The 21872-nt window shown below is 39.8% G+C and carries 20 protein-coding genes and 1 riboswitch; of the genes, 3 read left to right on the top strand and 17 right to left on the bottom strand.

The window, feature by feature from the left end:
• Positions 1-99 precede the first annotated feature (99 nt).
• The 4 genes from C7B89_RS14130 to C7B89_RS23090 form a co-directional block, all read right to left on the bottom strand.
• A complete protein-coding gene (locus tag C7B89_RS14130; protein ID WP_115673958.1) occupies positions 100-1461 on the bottom strand; it encodes a PepSY-associated TM helix domain-containing protein in 1362 nt (453 codons plus the stop codon).
• A gap of 177 nt (positions 1462-1638) precedes the next feature.
• On the bottom strand, positions 1639-2658 hold the full coding sequence (locus C7B89_RS14125) for a 2,3-butanediol dehydrogenase (RefSeq protein WP_115673957.1): 1020 nt from the start codon (positions 2656-2658) through the stop codon (positions 1639-1641).
• A gap of 15 nt (positions 2659-2673) precedes the next feature.
• The gene (locus tag C7B89_RS14120) at positions 2674-3303 is read right to left on the bottom strand and encodes a TetR/AcrR family transcriptional regulator (protein ID WP_244205678.1); all 630 of its coding nucleotides are present in this window, start codon (positions 3301-3303) and stop codon (positions 2674-2676) included.
• Between the two features lie 88 nt (positions 3304-3391).
• Entirely contained in the window at positions 3392-3559 is a 168-nt protein-coding gene (locus tag C7B89_RS23090) for a hypothetical protein (protein ID WP_167444835.1), read from the bottom strand.
• 215 nt (positions 3560-3774) lie between these two features.
• Positions 3775-3966: riboswitch (cobalamin riboswitch) on the bottom strand.
• Positions 3967-4485: 519 nt separating this feature from the next.
• On the opposite strand from C7B89_RS23090, the gene C7B89_RS14115 reads away from it, so the two are divergent.
• A complete protein-coding gene (locus C7B89_RS14115) occupies positions 4486-4851 on the top strand; it encodes a VOC family protein (RefSeq protein ID WP_048390278.1) in 366 nt (121 codons plus the stop codon).
• A gap of 241 nt (positions 4852-5092) precedes the next feature.
• The gene (locus C7B89_RS14110; RefSeq protein ID WP_231595546.1) at positions 5093-6034 is read left to right on the top strand and encodes a C40 family peptidase; all 942 of its coding nucleotides are present in this window, start codon (positions 5093-5095) and stop codon (positions 6032-6034) included.
• A 330-nt stretch (positions 6035-6364) separates the two neighbouring features.
• Here C7B89_RS14110 and C7B89_RS14105 read toward each other — a convergent pair whose 3' ends face one another.
• Both C7B89_RS14105 and C7B89_RS14100 read right to left on the bottom strand, forming a co-directional pair.
• Positions 6365-7750 (bottom strand): UDP-N-acetylmuramoyl-tripeptide--D-alanyl-D-alanine ligase, encoded by a 1386-nt coding sequence (locus C7B89_RS14105; protein ID WP_048390276.1) that lies wholly within the window; start codon positions 7748-7750, stop codon positions 6365-6367.
• Between the two features lie 142 nt (positions 7751-7892).
• Positions 7893-9287: a Mur ligase family protein gene (locus C7B89_RS14100; RefSeq protein ID WP_066037422.1), complete on the bottom strand. Its 1395-nt coding sequence runs from the start codon at positions 9285-9287 to the stop codon at positions 7893-7895.
• Positions 9288-9427: 140 nt separating this feature from the next.
• Here C7B89_RS14100 and C7B89_RS14095 point away from each other — a divergent pair, with 140 nt between their 5' ends.
• Positions 9428-10639 carry an ATP-grasp domain-containing protein gene (locus tag C7B89_RS14095; RefSeq protein WP_048390271.1) on the top strand — a complete coding sequence of 404 codons (1212 nt, stop codon included), beginning with the start codon at positions 9428-9430 and terminating at the stop codon, positions 10637-10639.
• Positions 10640-10715: 76 nt separating this feature from the next.
• On the opposite strand, the gene C7B89_RS14090 is transcribed toward C7B89_RS14095, so the two are convergent.
• The 11 genes from C7B89_RS14090 to C7B89_RS14040 all read right to left on the bottom strand — a co-directional run bounded on the left by C7B89_RS14090 (position 10716) and on the right by C7B89_RS14040 (position 21747).
• Complete coding sequence (locus C7B89_RS14090; RefSeq protein WP_115673956.1) at positions 10716-12908, bottom strand: YheC/YheD family protein; 2193 nt, start codon at positions 12906-12908, stop codon at positions 10716-10718.
• A gap of 79 nt (positions 12909-12987) precedes the next feature.
• The gene (locus C7B89_RS14085) at positions 12988-13419 is read right to left on the bottom strand and encodes a hypothetical protein (protein WP_066037421.1); all 432 of its coding nucleotides are present in this window, start codon (positions 13417-13419) and stop codon (positions 12988-12990) included.
• A 149-nt stretch (positions 13420-13568) separates the two neighbouring features.
• Positions 13569-14219, bottom strand: a complete 651-nt coding sequence (locus C7B89_RS14080) for an HAD family hydrolase (RefSeq protein ID WP_103117833.1) — start codon at positions 14217-14219, stop codon at positions 13569-13571.
• A gap of 398 nt (positions 14220-14617) precedes the next feature.
• A complete protein-coding gene (locus tag C7B89_RS14075) occupies positions 14618-14980 on the bottom strand; it encodes a DMT family transporter (protein ID WP_115673955.1) in 363 nt (120 codons plus the stop codon).
• A 13-nt stretch (positions 14981-14993) separates the two neighbouring features.
• Positions 14994-15317, bottom strand: coding sequence for a DMT family transporter (locus C7B89_RS14070; RefSeq protein ID WP_048390263.1), 324 nt, complete (start codon positions 15315-15317; stop codon positions 14994-14996).
• A 25-nt stretch (positions 15318-15342) separates the two neighbouring features.
• Positions 15343-15561, bottom strand: a complete 219-nt coding sequence (locus tag C7B89_RS14065; RefSeq protein ID WP_004229412.1) for a helix-turn-helix domain-containing protein — start codon at positions 15559-15561, stop codon at positions 15343-15345.
• An 11-nt stretch (positions 15562-15572) separates the two neighbouring features.
• The gene (locus tag C7B89_RS14060; RefSeq protein ID WP_115673954.1) at positions 15573-16211 is read right to left on the bottom strand and encodes a DUF2975 domain-containing protein; all 639 of its coding nucleotides are present in this window, start codon (positions 16209-16211) and stop codon (positions 15573-15575) included.
• 118 nt (positions 16212-16329) lie between these two features.
• The gene (gene opuFB / locus C7B89_RS14055) at positions 16330-17850 is read right to left on the bottom strand and encodes an osmoprotectant update ABC transporter permease/substrate-binding subunit OpuFB (RefSeq protein WP_115673953.1); all 1521 of its coding nucleotides are present in this window, start codon (positions 17848-17850) and stop codon (positions 16330-16332) included.
• Entirely contained in the window at positions 17840-18796 is a 957-nt protein-coding gene (locus tag C7B89_RS14050; protein WP_066037416.1) for an ABC transporter ATP-binding protein, read from the bottom strand. Before C7B89_RS14050 ends, opuFB begins: the two co-directional genes overlap by 11 nt.
• Before the next feature lie 92 nt (positions 18797-18888).
• The gene (locus tag C7B89_RS14045; protein ID WP_115673952.1) at positions 18889-20685 is read right to left on the bottom strand and encodes a vWA domain-containing protein; all 1797 of its coding nucleotides are present in this window, start codon (positions 20683-20685) and stop codon (positions 18889-18891) included.
• A gap of 3 nt (positions 20686-20688) precedes the next feature.
• A complete protein-coding gene (locus C7B89_RS14040) occupies positions 20689-21747 on the bottom strand; it encodes an AAA family ATPase (protein WP_048390252.1) in 1059 nt (352 codons plus the stop codon).
• Positions 21748-21872: the final 125 nt, after the last annotated feature.

Here is a 21872-nt window from a genome sequence, read left to right as displayed (position 1 = left end):
TAAACATTTTTGCCGCTTCAGTATAGTATTGCGTTCCTATAAATGAAATAAACAAAAAAAAGATACGGCACAAACCCGCTGTGCCGTATCATCTTTGCTTTATTTAGTTTCTTGTGCTCTTAGCTTCTTCTTTGTTTGCCAACCTAAAAGGATAAATTCAATTACTACCACAGCGATTAATGACGCACCAAATAGCGGCATCATAATCCCTAATATGACAAGGAAAATGATAAATGGCATGGATATTTTATGAGAAATTTGCGGTGGTGCAGACAGCTCCCCTTTTTTTCTACGCAAAATCCAAGTGCGAATGCCCCACACGATTACGGCTAAAAAGGCTAGACAAACCACTAAGTTTAAAAGCTTATTCGGCCAGCCGAATAAATGCCCTTCATGTAATGGTATTCCCCATGTAAAGAATTTAGCTAATGGGCCATAATCGTCATAATTCACTTGATCGATAAACTTGCCACTATACTGATCAAAATACATTGTGGCTTCCGCTGTGGGTTTTACATCTAGCCCTGTTACACCAGAATTACTAGCCTTCGCCACTGTATAGACGCCCTCACCGTTTGACGGATAAATTATAGAGTAAGGCTTAGCAATGTTCATCGAATTGATTTCTTTTTCAAGCTGAGCAATCGTCATTTGGCTATCGTTCGTATAACGGACAGCTCCACCGCCATGATGTTGGGCATGTTCTCCTTCTGATGTCGGTGCCTCTAATTGACGAGTCGCCCATGGTATTTCAGAGACATCAGATGTTGGTGGCTTTTGTTGGAGTAATGGATACCCAAAAGTAGGATTTTCTGACGCTATATCTGCAAGCATGGAACCTTGAAAAGCAGACCATAATAGCCCAGTCGAAATGAACATCACCATCGGAATGGTAATGATTGTCCCAACAAGTGCATGCAACCTCTTACTTTTTTGTCTCTTATTCTCCGACTTGCCCTTCTTTAAGAGATTTCCTTTGAATGTCATATAAAGCCCTGACAGTAATAAAAAGATCGTCCAACAAGCTGCCAGCTCTACTAAATAATTTACAAAGGTACCACCAATAAAGAGAGAGCTATGGGTATTTCGCATAATATTTGAAAATGTATAATCGGCGTCCTGACTACCAACCATTTGATTGTGATCATCTAAAAATACGTACTTTTGTTTAGTGCCATTTGATAAAGTTAAACGCGTATTATATGGCTCCTCCAACATAATCACTTTCGTAGTAGAGTATCCTGCAAATGCCGCCTCCGCTTTTTCCACGGCCTCATCAATTGTTAAGACCTCTTCCTTATGGCTCTCACCAAAGAAATAATCGTCATATAATCGATTTTCTACATCTGTAAAAAACAAATAACCAATCCCACTTACTGTGAGAGACAGCAATAAAGGCGTAATAAAAAGTGCTGCGAAAAAATGTAGCCGCCAAAATCTAGAATAAAGCAAATTTTTCATATTTAATCTCCAATCTCTCTATTTATAGCAGATTAATTATATAAATAAAAAGTGAAATATGAATGAAGTCCTAAAGGCAGTTTTATGACAAACAAATGTATTCCAATTGGTATTATATTATTAAGGTAGCCAAAAAAATCATAGCCAAACCTCAAGTTCGGCTATGATTTCAGACAATTACATGCTCATATTCACAAGAATTTTACATTGGCTACGATCCTTTGTTAAAGCTTCAAAGCCTTTTTCCACGATATCCTCTATTGCAATCTGGCTTGTGATAACAGCTTGTCCATCAATTACACCACGAGCAAGTAATCGAATCACTTCAGGGAAAATATTCACATAGGCAAACGAGCCACTGATTTTTACCTCTGGAGAAACCACCGCATTAGGGTTAAATTCTACAGGTCTTTCCCAAACGCTGACGATTTTAAATTCGCCACCTGGATGAACAGCACTAACACCGCTTGTAAATGTTGCTTGCACACCTGCTGCATCATACGCAACATCTACCCCACCAGTTGTTTTTTCACGTATAAACGCTACTGCATCCGTATCAATTGGATTAATGACATACGTTGCGCCTAATTCAAGTGCTTTTTTGCGTCGTTCATCGGATACCTCTACGACAAAAATTTCACTTGCTCCCGCTGCCTTCACAGCCTGCAAGACCAATAATCCAATAGGACCCGCACCAAAAATAGCAGCTGTATCGCCTAGCTTTAATTGACTTTGACGCACTGCATGTACCGCGACTGCTGTAGGTTCAACAAGTGCGCCTAGCTCTAGGCTCATATTGTCAGGAAGAAGGTGAATATTTTCTTCTTGTACAACTGCATATTCTGCAAATCCGCCAGAAATTGTATAGCCATAAGATTGACCACGTTTACATAAGTTGGAATAGCCACGTCGACAATTATCACATTTACCACATGGAATTGGTGGCTCCACTGCCACACGATCTCCTACTTTTGTCTGTGTAACGCCTTTTGCAACCTCTACAACGACACCTGCAAATTCATGCCCTAATACAGGTTGTGTACGGAATGCATAAGCCCCACCAACATATTCATGTAAATCACTACCACAAATTCCAGCAAAGGCAACTTTTACTTTCACCATGCCTGGCTCTAGTGCTGGCAGTTGTGCCTCCTCTACTCGAATATCTTTTACACCGTAAAATTTTGCTGCTTTCATTCTACTACCTTCTTTTTATAAGTTTGTTTGAAGACCATGTAACACGAAGTTCACTGCAAGCTCCGCAATCTGATCAGGTGTTACTTGTAATGAAGAACGGTTTAAAAAGGGATTGTTCAACGAATACATTAACGTTCCCATAATAAAGTTCAGTGCAACATCAAGTGACTCGAAGTAAATGGTCTGTTGCTCCTGACAAGCCAATAAAATTGTCCGAAGTTGCTCCCAGGAAGGTAAAAACACATCCTTTAGCATCTCAAGCCTAGGACTATTCATGACTATTTCTTGCTGTAATATATCAATTAACTCATGCTCCTGGATTCGGTAAAGAACAAAGTTACGACAAAAGCTACGAAGCGCACCGATTGAATCTTGAACGTCATAATGAGCATTCATAAAGGTGTGGCGTAGCGGTTCAAATAATGCATTAAAGACATTTTCCTTGCCACCAAAATGATAGGAAACAAGTGCAAGTGACACATCTGCTTCTTCACAAATTTGTCTCACCGTGGTGCCATCAAAGCCCCTTGATGAAAACAAGGTTTTTGCCGCTTGTAAAATTTGATCCTTTACTTCTTTATTTTTTTCTTTTTGATCGATAGTTCTCACCTCTTTTTTGAACAAACGTTCAAAACAATTGTTCAACGAAATTTTACGCCTACTATTATTAATTGTCAAAGCATGCGCTTATTAAAAAATGGCTACTTCGTTTTTCGAAGTAGCCAAACATACTCTATCCTCTTAATTCTTTCAAAACATTTGCGTATGCTGCTAAAATAGATTGCTCATGTGAAGCATCATGCCCAACATATTGTTCGACAAGCTCCTTTAAGGGTTTAGGCTCTTGCATAATTTCAAATTTGAATAAGCTTTCATAGTACTCAACAACTTGTGGATTCATGTGGACCGCTCCTTTAATTTTTTCCATAAAAAAACATCTTTCCCTCATCAGAAAGATGTCTTTTATGACAAATACACGACATAATACGATGTTTGCCATATGGAAAGAAGCTTTCTATTATTCATAGAAGCTACCTTGTTAGCAATCATCGTACTATGAGCATGCAGGAGAATTTCTCTAGTCACACTCAACACCCCCTATCCGCGTAGGTTTTTTGGCTGTACTAGATAAAGGCAGGTCTCCTGGCTTATGTTCATCACACCTTTCACCTTCCCATTACGACTCGTAACAGTGGCCTTTTGAAATGTGCTCCCATTTACAGTTGCGGGACAGCGTCGGATTCACACCGATCTTCCCTTTTAAACAAATTAAAAAATCTAATTTGTACCTCTATCCTATTATTCCGTTTTTATTATTATACCATAGTATTAAATCTTAACAGAATAGAAATGTTGGGTTTTTAAAGTTCTAAAGATTAGATTTAGAGCTCTACCCCTCTCTTTTGAGGTTTTATCCACTTAATTTGAAGCGCTATCCTCCACTTTTAAAGTTCTATCCACCAGTTTAAACCCTATCCTTCCATTTGATGATTCTATCCGCCAGTTTAAACTCTATCCTTCCATTTGATGATTCTATCCACCAGTTTTTAAATTCTATCCTTCACTTTTGAAATTCTATCCACTAGTTTAAACTCTATCCTTCCATTTGATGATTCTATCCACCAGTTTTTGAATTCTATCCTTCACTTTTGAAATTCTATCCACTAGTTTAAACTCTATCCTTCCATTTGATGATTCTATCCGCCAGTTTTAGAATTCTATCCTTCACTTTTGAAGTTCTATCCACCAGTTCAAATTCTATCCTCCCATCCATTTCAAATATTTAGAAATTAATCTATAATTAAGAAAAAAGGGGGACAGTCTGAGATGATAATGGGTTTACATCATGTGCAAATTACAATTCCGAAAGGTTGCGAGGAGCAAGGGAAGGATTTTTATTGTCATGTCTTAGGACTTCAAGAATTAGAGAAGCCTGACTCTCTTAAAGGACGTGGGGGATTTTGGTTACAGCTTGGTCAACAGGAGGTCCATGTAGGGACAGAGGATGGCTTCGATCGTTTGACCACAAAGGCGCATATTGCATATCAAGTAGCGGATATTCAGTATTGGCGGAAGAAACTCGCAGCTCATCAAATCAAGATACTCGATTCTGTGCCTATTCCTCATTACGAGCGTTTTGAATTCCGTGATCCCTTTGGTAATCGTGTAGAAATGATACAGAAAATCGTGTAAGCTGCCTCGTTTTGGGGCAGCTTTTTTCATGGAATTGTTCCATATTACATCTTACTGAAACATTTGTAATAAAACTGTAAATTCCCTTGATAAAGCCTTTTATAGCAAGTGTTGAAGCCCTCCCTTCAGTTACCCTGGTAACATTTACCGCCCAGAAGCCCTACTTTTTCATGCTACGATTATTTCCATGGCAAAGGTATACAGGAGAAATCCTACTAGATGCTTTAGGAGGTTACACAACATGAATAAACGATTTTTATCTACAACACTTGCATTAACAATTGGATTTAGTTCATTTGGAATGGTGCAAACAGCGATCCAGCCAATACAAGTAGAGGCTGCGACAACAAATGCTCAGAACAACGCACAGGCGGTAGCTGCAAAAGCAGACCAATTAATTCAGACTGGTAAAAGCTTAATGGGGCAAGCAACATACAGCAATTCGGTTTACAAGCCTACATACCCATACAAATTTTCTTGTGCTTCATTTTTAATGTACATCTTCGAGAAAAACGGGGTAGACCTTGGTACGTATAATGAAAATTATATGATTCAGCAAGGGACTTATGTAGCGAGAAACCAATTACAAAAAGGCGATTTAGTGTTCTTTAAAAGTAAAAAAACGGGAACTGATCCCGATCATGTCGGTATGTATATTGGCGACAATAAAATCATCCATATGGCTGATACCAAACAAAATATAGTTATCTCTGATTTAAATAGTAAGCCGTATTATAAAGAAAACTATGTATCGGCACGTAGAGTATTACCTACTCTGCTATCAGCCAACCCTGCAACAAAAGGCGATAAAATTGTTGAGAATGCGCTGACTTATAAAAATAAAGTATCGATTAGCTCGACAACAAATGAGTCAAGTCTACGCTTTACCGCTCCAGCATTTGTCGATTTCATCTATCGTAAAAGTGGCGTTAAACTCGGATCAACTTCTTTAAGCGGTTTAATGAGCAAAGGATCAACTGTAGCGCGTGCTAATTTGAAAAAGGGTGATTTAGTCTTCTTTAATAGTGTGAAAGGTTCAAAAAAACCTTCTCTTGTAGGGATTTATGCAGGCGATCACCGTATCATCATCCCTAATTCCGATGGTGTCATGACAAGAGTATTATTTGTTGATTATTATGCTCAACACTATATTACTGCGAAGCGCGTTATCTCTACTAAATAACTCTACGCCCTGTTAAGTGCACTGACTTTTACAAGTGGTTTTACTTACTATGTCTTTAAGAAACATGGTATTGAGTTGAAGAATAAATTAGCAAACACAAGCTTTAGTTGGTAAACGTATTCAAAAATCTCAGTTTCAAAAAGTAGATTTATTATTCATCTCTACCAATAGAAATCACACAAACGAGGATCTATTATAGGGAGTAATCAATATATTAATATGACTACGAACTGTTGTGAAACAAAGTTTAAGCATAACATGGGTAACAGCTCGGCGTGTTTTAAAATAAGTAAGAATTGGGTGTCTCATTCATTTTGAGACACCCTTTTTCTATGCGTTTTTTAGTTTATTGGCAAATTCGATCATGGATCTACTAGACATCGGTCCCTTAATTAAAACTATCGTGTCCGCATCTAGCTTTGGTTTCAATAATTCTAAAACGCCTGCTACCTCTTTAAACGTATGAACCTCTGCGCTGGTTCCATCCTTTTGCGCTTGATCGGCAATCTTCTCTGCCCTTTTGCCGATGGTAATCAATGTATCGATCTTTCTTACTGCTACCATGGAGCCGATTTCGCGATGATATTTTTCTTCAAAATTGCCTAATCGCTTTATATCCCCTAAAACAAGAATGACCTTTTTGTCTTTTCCCACCGTATCTAGCACTTTTAAGGCTGCCTCTACAGATGTTGGGTTATTTGTCCATGTATCATCAATAATCGTACTGTCACCAAGTCCTGTCGTAAACTCTAAATGTCTTGCCATCTGTTTAAATGTTCTTAGTCCTGCGATTGCCTGACGAATGGTCAGCCCCATTTCATGGCTAGCTGCAATCGCGGCTAAGGCATTATAGACCTGATGCTCTCCATAGCCTGGGACAAACACATTGTATGTTTCATCCGCTACCTCTAAAACAAACTTCATGCCCGTATTGGCAAACTCCACTTTAGAAGCCTTGTAATCTGCCGTATCCTGTAAGCCAAACTTGATAATCTTCCCTTTAAATCTTTTCAATGAGATTTTTTTAGTATTGGCATCATCAGCATTGATGATTAACGTGCCATCTTCTTTAATGCCTTCCACAATTTCTGCCTTAGCCTTAATATAGCCCTCCAAATTGAGACAGCCATCTAGATGATGCACACCAATGTTTGTAATGATGCCAATAGTTGGCTGATAGATCATACATTGATGTTTAATATTCCCCGTATTCCCTAAGCCTAATTCAAAGATAGCGGCTTGTGTTTTATCGTCAATGCCCGTTAAATAAGGTAATGATTGCCTTGGCTCGTTTTTACTACTGATGGATGCTTGCACTTGCCAATGCTTACTAGCAATATGTTTTAACATCTCTTTTGTCGTTGTTTTCCCACAAGTTCCTGTTAAAGCCACAACGGGAATTTCAAAGAGCCCACGATAATACTCGATAAATGTCCAATATGCCTGTGCAACACTTTTCACTTGTAAAACGGTTGTATTCTCCAGTGCATTTTTTAACTCTGTAGACGGTTTATCGGATATGATAAGAGACGGACCTTTCCGATCAATCTCTTGCCAATTGATTTGATCGTTTCGACTAACAAACAGGAGCGAATGGCTCTTTGTTAAATCATGCCGATTATAGTAGATCGCCTGCTTAACAGACCATTGTTCTGATCCGTGAATGAGCTTTCCCTGTAGGACATTCCTAAGTTTCTGCACACTAATGGATTGCAAGTGTACTACGCCTCCTCTCTTTATCAATCTTGTAGATGACTTATTTCTTCTCTTGATCTAGCGTGCTGCTTTTTGATCAATTACTATACCTTATTAGAAAGCTCTTCTATGTGGCACAGTCAATATCCTATATGGAAAGAAGCTAATCAGCAGGTGGTGGAGGCTTTAGCTTTAGCTCCGTTGCTAATTTAGAGACCTGTTCGCTATACATATCTCCCTTTATGAGAATGATGGTATTTTCATCCACAATCTTCTGCAATAACGGATAGACTAGCGTACTATTTTTAAATGTATAAACAGGCGCGCTAAATCCTAGCTTTACTGCATGATCAGCCATAATCCTTGCGTGTTCTCCAATGGTAATCAGGACATCCACGCCAATACGTTGAATTAATTCACCCGCCTGTTCGTGAATAATGTAGCCCCATGAACCTAAATCGGTAATCGTACCAATAACCGCAATCTTTTTCTTTCCGTCACCTAATTCATTCAACACTTTTAAGGCAGCCTCTAAGGAAGTGGTTGTAATACTCCATGTATCATCCAATAACATGGAATGATTAATGCCCTCAAAGAGTTGCAGTTGTTTTTTTAATTGACGGAATGATTGAAGCTGTTGTGCTGCGACTGGAATAGGGATCCCCATATCATGGACCGCGGCAATGGCAGCAAGAGCATTATAAACCTGATGCTCTCCAAACCCTGGTACAAGTATGTCATAGCTTTTTCTATCATGATGCAGAATAAATTTCATCCCTTTTTGATAGTAGTGGATATGGCTTGCGCGAAAATCACAGGAGTCATGCTTTCCTACCCTAATCAAACGCCCACGAAATCTCGAAACATCTATTTTTTTCGTATTCATATCTTCAGCATTGATAATTAATGTACCTTTTGGATGAATGATATCTAGCATTTCTCCCTTTGCTTGAATATAGCCTTCTAATGTTTTGCAATAATTTAAATGATGGGCTCCGATATTCGTAATAATACCGATTGTCGGTTTGAAATATCTCCCTGCATTCGTAACGTCTCCAGGTGAGCCCACTGCTGTTTCAAAAACGGCAGCCTCGGTTTCATCCTCAATGCCCAGTAAATATTGCAAAGAAGCCGTTCTAGAATTGCTGCTCAATGTCGTCGCAGTCACTTTCCGATCAGCCGAAAGAATATGTTTAATCATCTCTTTTGTCGTTGTTTTGCCTGATGTACCTGTGATCGCGACAATCGGAATATGAAACTGGCTGCGATAAAAATGGACAAATTTCCAATAGGCCTCTTCTGCATTCGCTACCTGTATCATAATGACATGATTGGGAATGTCAGTTGGCCGATAAGCTCTATCGGTCACTAGCACTAGAGGAGAAAGTGGCTCAAGATTTTTCCAATTAACAATACGTTTACTTGTAAAAAGGGCCGTATTGGACTTTTTCACTTGCTTTAATCGATAAGCCCCATGCTGAATCAGTGTATCCTCTGACCCGTGCACTAGATAGCCTGCCGTAATCATTGCTAAATTTTTCACCGAAAGAGGCTTCATATCTTTTCTCCCTCCTTTCTTTTCTAGTATATGTAACCTTTTAAAAGTTGCTTGGATGTAGACAAGATACATAACTAGAGGAAATCTATTTCATTGCATATATATAAAGGTGATTAAGTATCTAAGTACCAATAGAAGGAGTGATATACCTGAAAGCCATTGTATTTATCGGTACAAACAAATCTGGGTCTAGTCGTGAAGCAACAAGGGCAGCAGAAAAATTAGGCTACTTCACAGTACTTTTCACAAATAATGAAAAACAACTTCAGCAGCGCAGAGCCTACCCCGACATCCATAAAATGATACTCATTGATACTTTTGATATCGAGAGCATGAAAGATGAAATTGAGAAACTAGGAAAAGCTGGATTAAATATTAAAAGTATCGTTAGTTTTGTTGATCCATTTGTCCATATTGCTTCAATACTATGTGATGAATTTTGTCAGAACTATACATCCTCCAGTGCCATTGAAACTATGGAGGATAAAGAAAAAACAAGAAAGTTTTTACAAGACCAACCATACTCACCAAAATTTTCGCTCATGAAACCGAACGAACCTATAGCTAAAAATTTAACCTTTCCATTAATCGTAAAATCTCCTAAATCAACTGGCTCAAAAGATGTCTTATTAGCAACGGATGCCGACCAGCTCAATAACCACCTCAAAGCACTACGCAGTAAAAATCCCTATGAAACCATCATGATTGAAGAATATCTAGATGGCCCTCAATATTTAGTAGAGGCGGTTGTTTATCAACGACAACCACATGTCATTGGTATAATTGAGCAAGAAATTACGCAAGGAAAACGATTTATCATTACTGGCTATGGTGTTCTAGTGAAAGCCCCTAAAGACATCCAATCAGGCATCGAGGAGGTACTCCATTCCATCGTGAAAGCCTTTGGTATTGAGAATGGGGCTCTTCACTTAGAGCTTCGATTAACCCAAAATGGTTGGAAACTTATCGAGATCAATCCTCGAATTTCAGGTGGCGCTATGAATAATATGCTACAAGCAGCTCTAGGTTTTAGTTTAGTAGAAGAAACACTGAAGATTTTGCTAGGAGAACAGCCTAATCTGCAACCAAGACATAAAAAATTTGTGTATACAAAATATGTCATTGTGGAAAGTAGAGGAATTTTAGAAAAGGTTATTGGCAAGGCAAGAGCGACAAGGTCAACTGGCGTCGTTGAAGTATATGTCAAACCGAGAAGAGGCACCCTCCTCACCCCACCTTTATCGATGGGTCATCGTTACGCCTATGTCATTGCAGAGGGAGCAACCTTGAAGGAAGCAAGAAATCACGCAATCACTGCAGCGAAGGAAATAAAATTCATTTTGAGAGTTTGAAAAAAATAACCCGAATAATTGCCGCTTGCCAGTGGACAGTTACTCGGGCTTTTTTATCTTCATCAGTCGTAAACAATTATTCTTCTTTAAACGTTTGATCTAAAAACTTCACGGTTTCAAACATATTGGTTTTACTTGCACCCTTCACAAGAATGGTATCATGGGGCTTAATGAGCTTTTCAAGGAGGGCATGCAATTGATCTTTATTAATAAAATGATGTACTCTGGATGGGTCCATGCCCTTCGCGATGGCAGCATTACTCATTTCATCTGTCCTAAAGCCATAGGTAATAAATTCATCGATGCCTATCTCATACACGTACTCTCCAACCTTACGATATTCCTCTTCCCTCAAGACACCAAGTTCTCGCATTTGCCCAATAATGGCTACCTTGCGATTTGTCGCGATATTCTTCAGTACATCGAGCGCAGCACGAACCCCCTGCGGATGAGAGTGTACTGTATCATCAATAACCGTTATATCATCACGGCAATTATAAATCGTTAAACGTCTTGGTGGTTTTTTAAAGTTGAGCCCTGCCTGAATATCAAGTGGACTAAATCCTAAAAGATCAGCCACTGCCACTGCATTCAATGCGTTGTATACATGATGTTCTCCTAAAATAGGAATATATAATTCTATTTCTTGCCCATGTAGCTTCATTTTAAAGGACATGCCGACATCTTTATATTGCAAATCATATGCACGGTAATCCGCTTCTTTTTTAATGCCTACCGTGATGATTTTCCCTTTAAATTGCTGTGTCTCTAAGTATCTTGAATTGTCATCATCTTGATTGACAATGAGTAATCCCTGTTGATCCATACCATGAATCAATTCCGATTTTGCCTTGGCAACACCCCTTACATCTCCATCAAAGTTCCCAACATGGGCTAAGCCTATATTCGTTACAATACTAATATTCGGCTGGATGATGCTACAGTGATTGGTAATAATGCCTGGGTAAGCCATACCATACTCTAATACAACGGCCTGATGTGTATCATTGATTTCTTCCTTATGCTTTTTCGTATGCTCCGTCGTATTCCAATAATCCTTTGATTCAAATACATTCCACTTTTTCGATAAGATCGAACCCACAAATGCCTTTGTCGTGGTTTTCCCTGCACTTCCTGTAATCGCAATAATAGGTAGGGTTTTCTTTGCCTCCACCTGCTTCGTTTTTTGTTGGACAATTTTCTTTTTCATTGGTTTTTGATTTTTGGCAAGATACATCGCATAACGGATAGAATGGATGACCACATCTAATTCCAAGTAAAAGGCAGGAGGACAGCCTGGGCGCCAATTGACCTCATACATCCAAATTTTTTGATTTTGATCTAACCCTACATCAATGCCAATTTCATCAATAACTTCCCCAAATTTCGCCATTTGAATTTCATCCAGATGATGTGCCAGCGCCAGTGAAAAATGCTCAAGCATTCGCCGAATATTATAGGCCTCATCCTTAAACTCCTGCTCCAAAAAAGGATCTAAATAATTGGTATAGCCACCATTATTAATATTCGGTATGATGGAGCCATTCGGTGCAATGCGTGGATACACCGTTGTCACTACCCATTTACCTTCTCCATTTTTTTGAACATGCAGGCGGAAATCATAGACCTGACCAGATTTTGTAACAGATTGAATATACGGCTGCATAATAAAGGTGCCAGACGCAAGTTGCTCCTTTATCAATGCATCCAATTGTGGCTTTGTATAGGTTGTCGTGGTGCTATCCTTTCGCACCTCAAAATATTTGGCTCCCGCCTTCGTTATAAAATAAATACCCTTCCCTTTTCGTCCATCAATTGGCTTAAACACAACTCGTTTATAATAATTAACGAACTTATGAAATAAATCGGCATCCTTTACAATTTCAGAGGGAATCAAATACTGTTCAAATTCCTTCGCTTCCTTTAATCGTTTCATCACATTCCATTTGTTCCCGATTGAATGGGTTGTGAATGGAATCTCCTCTTTTAAACGGTCAATAATCTCCTTCGAGACAGATAATTTCTCAGGGCTTCCTGCATTATAGATAACATCAGGAAAGGGCATTGTTTTCTCTTGCCATTGTCCATTCTCATAGACCTTTGCTCGAATAGAACGTTTGGCAAAGTCCACACTTTTAGGTGTGAAGTAAAAAAATGTTGCGCCTTCAGCTTTCGCAACTGCTGCAAAGGCATAGGACTTGAGCACTGTTGTTGGATCAAGTCGATGATGCAGCATACCAATAATCGTCATAGCTAAACTTCCTTTCATTAGATTCTCTCTCTATTACATTCACTTTGTATCCCTTGCATATAGACAGATGCTCTAGCTTTAGTAGTTTAATATGGTACTACCATTTCGGCTCTATGATAAATTTCCCCTTCAACATGTCTGGCTTTAAGAGCTGAATGGCCGATATACCACTGAGTTCAATAGATTTCTTTGTACTTGTTTTTTCTAACCTCACCACATCTGCAATCGAATTTGTATCGTTTCCTTCATAATCAAAAGCACGCAACAATGATACTGTGCCACGGCAACGCTCTCTATCAACATCCTCAATGCGGAAAAACTCTGTCTCAAACTGTTTCACTGTATCCAATAAGCTTAAATGAGCACCACTATGTGTAATTAAAAAAAATGGAATCGTATCACTCCCGACAATTTTAATAAGTAGCTGACCAAAATATTTAGAATGAAAATTCATCATAATATCCTGAAGATCCTTTAAATCACTTAAAGCTTCACATAAAAAGTGATTTCTTTTCTTATCACTATTCAATTCGTAGCCCCCTCTCTTAGTTTGACTATACGATTTGATCCGTGTAAGTTGCCCTCTCGTTATCATATGTTGCGACAAAAAATATGGCGACTTCTTCCTAAAGAAACTAAAAAAACCTCCACCAATGAGGGGGAGGCTTTTGCAAAAGCTTATGTTGCAAGGAGATCATGTATTGTGTATTGTTCTAATGCAGTAACGGTATGGTGTTTTGTATTGAATGGTAATTGCTTGGTAATCTCGTTCGGAATGACCACTGTATAAAGTCCCGCTGCTACAGCGGCTTGTGCGCCATTCGGTGAATCCTCAATTGCCATGGCCTCATCAGCCTCTACTTCTAATTGTTCAAGCGCCTGCAAGTAAAGCTCTGGATCAGGCTTAACATTTGTCACCGTGTCAGCGCTACAAAAGCAATCAAAGTAATGTCGGATACCCAGCCGATCCATATACACATCAATCCATTGACGACTGGAGCTACTAGCAAGTCCAATCTTCAAACCCGCTTCCTTTGCCTGCTGTAGCAATGTTAAAATACCAGGTCTTAGCGTTTCCGTTTCCATCCATTGTGCATGGCGTTGCTGAATGGATGTTTGAAAAGCCTCCACATCCAGTTGTATGTGATGATGTGTAACAAGATATGTATAGGGATTAAAGGTTTGAAGATTGGTCCCAAGGCACTTAGCATAGGTTGCTAACGATAATTCAACACCATATTGTGCATAGGCATCCTTAAAAACGTTATACCATGCTGTTTCCGTATCAATGATTGTACCGTCAAAATCAAAAATTAGAGCTTTTATCATCAAATTCTCCCCATTCTATTGGTTTGCACTGAATCAAGCCTAGGTTTTGGCAGGGCTATCCGTCGATTTTCTAATCCTATCCATTACTTTCGCATCTCTATCCGCCTATCCTCATGCATCCAGCTCTTTTGCAAATCTATCCATCACTTTGCTAATCCTATCCATCAATTTAGACCCGCTATCCGCTACTTTCGCATCTCTATCCACCTATCCCCTCAAGCATCCAACTCTTTTGCAAATCTATCCATCAATTTAGACCCGTTATCCGCTACTTTCGCATCTCTATCCGCTTATCCTCAAGCATCCAACTCTTTTGCAAAGCTATCCATCACTTTGCTAATCCTAACCATCAATTTAGACCCGCTATCCATTACTTTCGTATCTCTATCCGCCTATCCTCACAGATCTGACCCTTTTGCTAGGCTATCCACCACTTCTTCACCTTTATCCCCCTGATTCAACAAGATTACGCCTCCTATAATGAGGACAATACCGATCGCAGAATAAACAGTAAAAATATCGTGCCAAATGACAATGCCTACCAGAACGGTTAAAGCTGTGCCGACACCTGACCAGATAGCGTAGGCCAAGCTTAAAGGCATGGTTTTTAAGCAGAGGGATAGGCTATAAAACGAAATACCATAGCCAATTGCTACCGCCAAGGATGGAACGAGGACAGTAAAGCCGTCTGAGAACTTCAGCATGGTTGTTGCAAAGACCTCGCTTATAATCGATAGTGTTAAAAATAAATAGCCTTTCATCCTGTTCAGCCTCCTAATGACCACCAGCAAGATTGAGTACCACAACACCCAAGATAATGCATAAAATCCCTAATACCTTCTTGCGATTAAATCGTTCCTTATAGAGGACAACTCCCACAATAGCGGTTAACGCTGTCCCTAAACCTGCCCAAATTGCATAGGCTGTGCCAATAGGAATCACTTTTAATGTTAAGGCTAAACAATAAAATGCCGTTCCATAGCCTACTACTACGCCAATTGATGGCCCAATTCGTGTGAAGCCCTCCGTACGCTTGAGCAAGGAACTGGCAAAAACCTCTGCTATGATAGCGAGCATTAAAAAACTAAAAGCCGTCATTCAAAAAATCCTTTCTGCTTTGCTTCTAGATGTCATCTTCTTCCTCTACATACTCCAATATATCTCCTGGCTGGCAGCCCAAAGCTTTACAAATGGCATTTAATGTAGAAAAACGTACGGCTCTTACTTTGCCTGTTTTTAAATTAGAGAGATTGACAATCGAAACATCTACCCTCTCTGCAAGTTCACTCAGCTGCATTTTACGATCCGCTAGCATACGATCTAATCGAATAATTATGGTCATGTTTTCACTTCCTAAGCTGTTGCATCATATTCATCCTGAAGGAATGCACCGTATCGGAAAATACGTGCAAAGGTCCAAATCACCACACCACATAGTAAAAGAGTCCAGTGAATGCCTGTAAAATGATAGCTAATCCCCTTGATCAAACCCGTCTCTACAAATCGGGACTCCAATTGGAATTGTTGCATAATCAGATAGACGGTATATGTACGAAATGCATTTACTGTCAAGCTCAATACAATCACACAGTAGGCAATTCTCTCCATTTTTTTACTATTAGCGAGTGAAAATACAATACCTTTTGATAAGTTACTTAATATATTCCTCACTTGTACAATAATCATTAATAAAATAGCTATGTATATTGTAGCAGTAAATAGAAAGGTCATGACATCTTTTTTTGAATAGTGAATGTCCCTTGTCACATGGTCTGCCAGCTTCATTTCCAATCCTTCTAACTGAACGGCAGCGGTCACACTGCCCTTTGCTAATAAATGATTCACTTGTTGCTCTGATACCACCATTGCTCCCACCATAAAAATCGCGAGCATCGTCAAGACAAAAATCATCATCACCATGATCATGGTAAAAGCGGTACGAAGCCCCTTTGTCATCCATCGAAATTCTTTACTTTGAATTGTTTGCCCCATTATCAACCTCTCCCTCCTTTCTCTCTATTATACATCCCCTTTTATCTCTATCAATAATTTTTTAATGTTTATCATTAATAAATTATTGATAAAAATAAACCCTCTAAAGGTAGAGGGTTTATTTTAATAATCCTATCTTTACTAAATATTCTTTTGCTACTTCTGCTGCAAGCTTTCCTTCTACATTCACCTGATAATTCATTTCTCGCATTTCATCATCTGTAATGTGATCAGCTAGTTGATTTAACGCTTCTCCAATCTCTGGATAGTCAATCAGCGTTTCTTTCCTTAGTAAAGGCGCTCCCTGGTATGGTGGGAATAATGCTTGATCGTCCTCCAATACACGTAGCTTGTATTGACGAATTTCACTATCCGTTGAATAAGCATCTAGCAAATTAATATCACCTGATTGTATTGCCTGATAGCGAAGCTTTGGCTCCATCGTTGCAAGTGTCGTAAAGGCTATCCCATACCGTTTTTGTATGCCAACATAGCCATCCTCACGGTCATTAAATTCTAATGTAAAGCCTGCTTTCACCTTCTGCTCTATCGGTTTAAGATCAGAGATTTTTTGCAGTTGATAGCTCTCAGCCAGCTCCTCTGATACAGCGAGTGCATACGTATTGTTATAGTTCATGGGGCTTAGCATGACCATATCAAATTGCTCTTGCATCCCCTCTTTTGCCTGAAGATAGACGTCCTCTTGGTTATTATTAATGGCTTCTTCCTTTAAAAACTCCGAAATAGCGGTGCCTGTAAATTCAGGATAAATATCAATGCTGCCCGATTTCAATGCATTAAATACAAATGAAGTTTTACCAAGCCCTGGCTTTAATGTCACCGTTAAATCGGTCTCCTGCTCAATTAATAATTTATACATATTGATGAGAATCTCAGGCTCCGCACCAAGCTTTCCTGCAATGACTATTTCATCTTGCTGTTTACTGCTTAGGAGCGGGAAGAAAATCATTACCAGTGCCGCTAAACTAATGAGACTCAACGTCGTTATTGTTTTTTTAAAGGACAGAGATTCTAATTTTTTAAGCGCCACATCAAAAATCAGGGCTAAAATAGCAGCGGGAATAGCTCCTATAAGAATGAGTGCCGTGTTATTTCGGTCAATCCCAAGTAATATAATATCTCCTAAGCCTCCTGCACCAATTAAAGCAGCTAATGTTGCTGTTCCCACAATCAGCACCATTGCTGTCCGAATACCAGCCATCATAACAGGCATAGCAAGTGGTAGCTCAACCTTTACTAAACGCTTTGATCGATTCATTCCCATAGCTAATGCCGCTTCTTTCAGTGATGGGTCAACCTCATTGATGCCCGTGTAGGTGTTTCGTAGAATAGGCAACAGCGCATAGACGACTAACGCAATAATTGCGGGAACTTTCCCAATACCGAATAAAGGGATTAATAAGCCGAGCAACGCTAAGGAAGGAATCGTTTGCAGCACAGCACTGATTCCAATAATACTCTCGGCTATTTTCTTTTTATTGGTTAAATAGATACCTAGGGGAATAGCGATGAGGACAGCAAAAAATAGCGCAATAAAAGAGATTTGGATATGCTCTAGTAATGCAGCCAACAGCTGTGCCTTCCGTTCATGAAATACATCTACCACATTAGCCACCATGCACATGCCCTCTTTTCTTAGAATCCGCTGCTAAATAACGAAGCGTGGAAGCTCTTGTCACCATGCCAATGAGCTTGCCATTCTCTTCGACACCTAACAAGTCATGCTCGGCTAATTTTTCAAGAATCGTCGGAAATGGGGCATCAACAGGAATGGTATGCCCAAAGTTGTTTGTCACAGTGATTGGCTGTAACACATCGTGGATCGTAAACAATTGATCCGACTGCTTACCTCCAATAAACTGTTGGACAAAATCATTTACAGGGTTTTGTAGCAATTGCTGTGGAGTACCTATCTGAACAATTTCGCCATCTTTCATAATACAGAGACGATCTCCTAATTTCAGTGCTTCCTGCATATCATGTGATACAAATACAATGGTTTTCTGGATGGTACGCTGCATCTCTAGTAGATCATCCTGTAGTTTGGTGCGACTAATAGGGTCTAGCGCACTAAAGGGCTCATCCATTAAAATAATTTCTGGGTCAGCTGCCAAGGCACGAACAACGCCAACCCTTTGCTGTTCGCCTCCTGACAGCTCCTTTGGCTTACGCTGACGATATTTCGCTGGCTCCAGACCCACCAACGCTAATAGTTCGTCTACACGCTGATGGATTTTCGTTTTACTCCATTTCTTCAGTTCTGGTACAACCGCAATATTTTCCTCTATTGTCATATGCGGAAATAGGGCGATTTGCTGTAGTACATAGCCAATACTCCAACGCAGCTCATGGATATTATAATCGCTAATTCTTTTATCATTGATCCAGATGGTGCCTGCTGTTAAGGGTATTAATCGATTAATCATCTTCAACAAAGTAGTTTTGCCGCATCCACTAGGGCCAATAATAACAAAGAATTCACCCTTTTTAATTTCTACATTTAGCGCTTTGACAGCTATTTGGTTGTTATCATATTGTTTTGAGACATTGTCAAATGTAATCATCTGTCATCTCCTTTAAAATGTGCTCATGAAATGCGTTCACTTTTTATATTTCACCAACAAAAATCATTTCAAACATTTGTAGATAGCTGCAACTATTTCATTCTAAATATCTCGCCTTTGGGCACAAACGGTAGCTTGGCCCCCTGTGGTAGTACGAAGGCATGCTGTCTTTTAATGGCTAAACGATCACATTGTCCATCTGTAATAATCAGAATAGGACCATCCTTTGGAAAATCCTGTGCGGCTTCAAGTAGCTGTATACCAGGCTGTAACACTGTGCCTCCTCTACCTCTTACCTTCACTTTCGTTAATAGTTCTTCAGGGGCTAGATAGCCCGCGTCATAGGCAACAGCATCACAAAATATAACGCGAACAAAGGGGACATCTCTAGCGATGCTATAGCTCGCTATTGTGCCGAGTGCTTTTCCTAGTAAGAGACGGTCCATGGAGCCTGATGTATCAATAAGGACTGCGAAAGTACGTCCATCTTCCTCACCGCTTTGATGAATCCATCTTGGTCTAGCTATATCAGGTGTCGATGCTTGCCTTCTACTGGGGCGGGTATACGTTCTAACTTTCTCTATCGGTTGAAACATCCGATCAAACCATTTGGCTAATGCCACATCCCAGGCAATAGGAGGCTGTGCTAGGCTACGAATTTCCTCAATGAGCCCTTGTGGCAAATATCCTCTCTCTTGGGTTATATGATAGCTTAACCCTTGACTCAATGCCCTTCTATAAAAAGCATCTAAATCCACGCCAACCTTGCCTTCCCAAAAATCTGGTGGATTCGTTTCGATCATATCTCCGATGCCCTGCCCTCGAAAGGTTCTTAATTTGCGATACATCCTAATATCTGTAACTATACGATCATAAATAGATTCGGCTGAAAGTCCTTTTAATGCTGGATCATATAGCCCGCCAAATGCTGGCATCTCGCCGATTTGCATATCGATGAGCCAGCCATTGATAACATAATCACAAGCAACATTCCATAAGTAGGGATCACGTCCTTGTCTGCGGGTCGCATGGCTTAAACCTGCATGCAGCAATTCGTGTGCCATGAGAAACCGCATTTCCTCATCGGTCATTCCCACCGCCGTATTCAAATAAATCTCCTTTGTTTCGACTGCAATGGCTGCGACCGAAACATTCATTCTTGTGCAAATAAGTGGGTCTTCAATGATCGTAAAATCTGCTGCCAAAGCACCAAATAAGGGATAGGAGCTCATAAACCAAGCCTTTGCGTGCTGTGCTTGTGTTACCCTCGTTGTGCCTCCCAATGTATTTTCTACCCCTCCCGCTACTCGAATGGCACTTTGCACGGCTTTCGATAAACCTTCTGCAAATAATGCAGCGAAATCACTATTCCCTCTATAAAGATAGCCTGTTTGATTTTGTGAAATCACAAAGTCCACTTGGCCTGGCATTGTACTATAGCCTTTCAAATCATCTGGCACACCTTCGCGTAAAAATCTTTCATATAATTTTTCCTCAGAGCTAATGGCCTCAAAAAGAGGATTACTCATTTCCTTTGGTGCTTGACCAAATTTTAGCTCTGCTAAAAATTTTGTTATATAGCAGTCACAGGCAATATTCCACAGCTCCTGCTGCTCTTTTGGTTGATGATGATGTAAGCCTAGGTGTAGCAAGCAATGCGCTATCACATAAGCCCATTCATTTGGCTGACCTTTTTTATCCTGATTCACATAAATAACACCTGCGCTTGTAATGTAAGCCCAATCCTTTTGGGGCATACTTTCGTATTGCATGTAAACAGCATGACACAACGCCTCGAACAGGGGATGTGTACAGACAATGTCATGCCCACGTGCAATGGCTTTCTCATTTTTATGCTCCTGCTGTGATGCTTTCTTCTTTTTGGCCATACGCTACCCTTCCTTTTTGGCTACTAAACGCGGTAAATCTCGGATAACCTCCAGCATAAACCAGGCAGGTAAGGCTTCACCCTTTTGCTCTGACACAACCATCTGTGCAATTTCTAAGCTGATGGATGATAGGTCCTTGATCAAGTCTTTGGCTCGAAAGGCTAATTGCCGTTGATTGCCCTTCAATGTGGTATGCTCGTTCGGAAGCTCCTTCAGTAACTGAGCCCGGAAGGATTGTGCCATGAAATAAAGCAAATCTCTTTCATCAGGTTGATCGGGCCAACGTAATTCTCCTTGAATAATTTTAGCGAGATCATATTTACTTTGCACTTGCTTGATAAAGGCTTTAAATTGACTGGCAGTATGCGCGGACAGGCAGCTACTTGCTAATAGATCAATTGTTTGTTCTTGTAAGCTATTGCCATATGCATACAAACAATCACTTAACATATGCCATGAACGAGGCGTGGAGAAGGGTTCTTCTGTTTTCGGTGGTTCGTTCCATAAATGATCAGGACGCATTTGAATATACTCAATCACATATGGATGTATTTCATGTGCATAGGCCCATTCAAGCCAATCTTTATGCGATGCCCTCAGCTGAACATGAACCATCCGATTGATTAATGCGGAGGACATCGGCTTCACAATCGCGTTATCCTGAGCCCGATTGCCTGCACCAATAACAATCGTACCCTCTGGCAATGTAAACTCTCCAATTCTGCGTTCATGAATAAGACTATAAAACGCTTTTTGTACTTCCTGTGAGCAAGCATTTAATTCATCTAAAAAAAGGCAATAAGGTTCATCGCGTGCAATCATTTTGGGTGGACAAAAAACACTGTAGCCATCCTTAATCTGCGGAACACCAATAATATCCTCAGGTGCTAGCTGACTGCCCAATAACGATACACAATGTAGCCCTAATTCACTAGCAAAGTTTTCAACAATCGCTGATTTCCCAATGCCAGGTGCTCCCCAAATAAAAACTGGTCTTATTGTCGCTACATTCAGCAGAAAATCATATAGTTGTTTTTGTGTCACATTAAAAATCGTATTCAATCAAAACGCCCTTTCAACTCATTGTTTTAAAGGTTAATAATACCATTTTCTATGAAATTAATCTTGTCTCTACCATTCTATGAAATTGACTGCCAATTACTAGCTGTGAGAAAATAATAAAAAAT

The sequence above is a fragment of the Lysinibacillus capsici genome, from assembly GCF_003367505.1.
Classification (GTDB): Bacteria; Bacillota; Bacilli; order Bacillales_A; family Planococcaceae; genus Lysinibacillus; species Lysinibacillus capsici.
The sequence above is the reverse complement of the archived record's forward strand: the minus strand, read 5'-3'. Positions and strand labels throughout refer to the sequence as shown.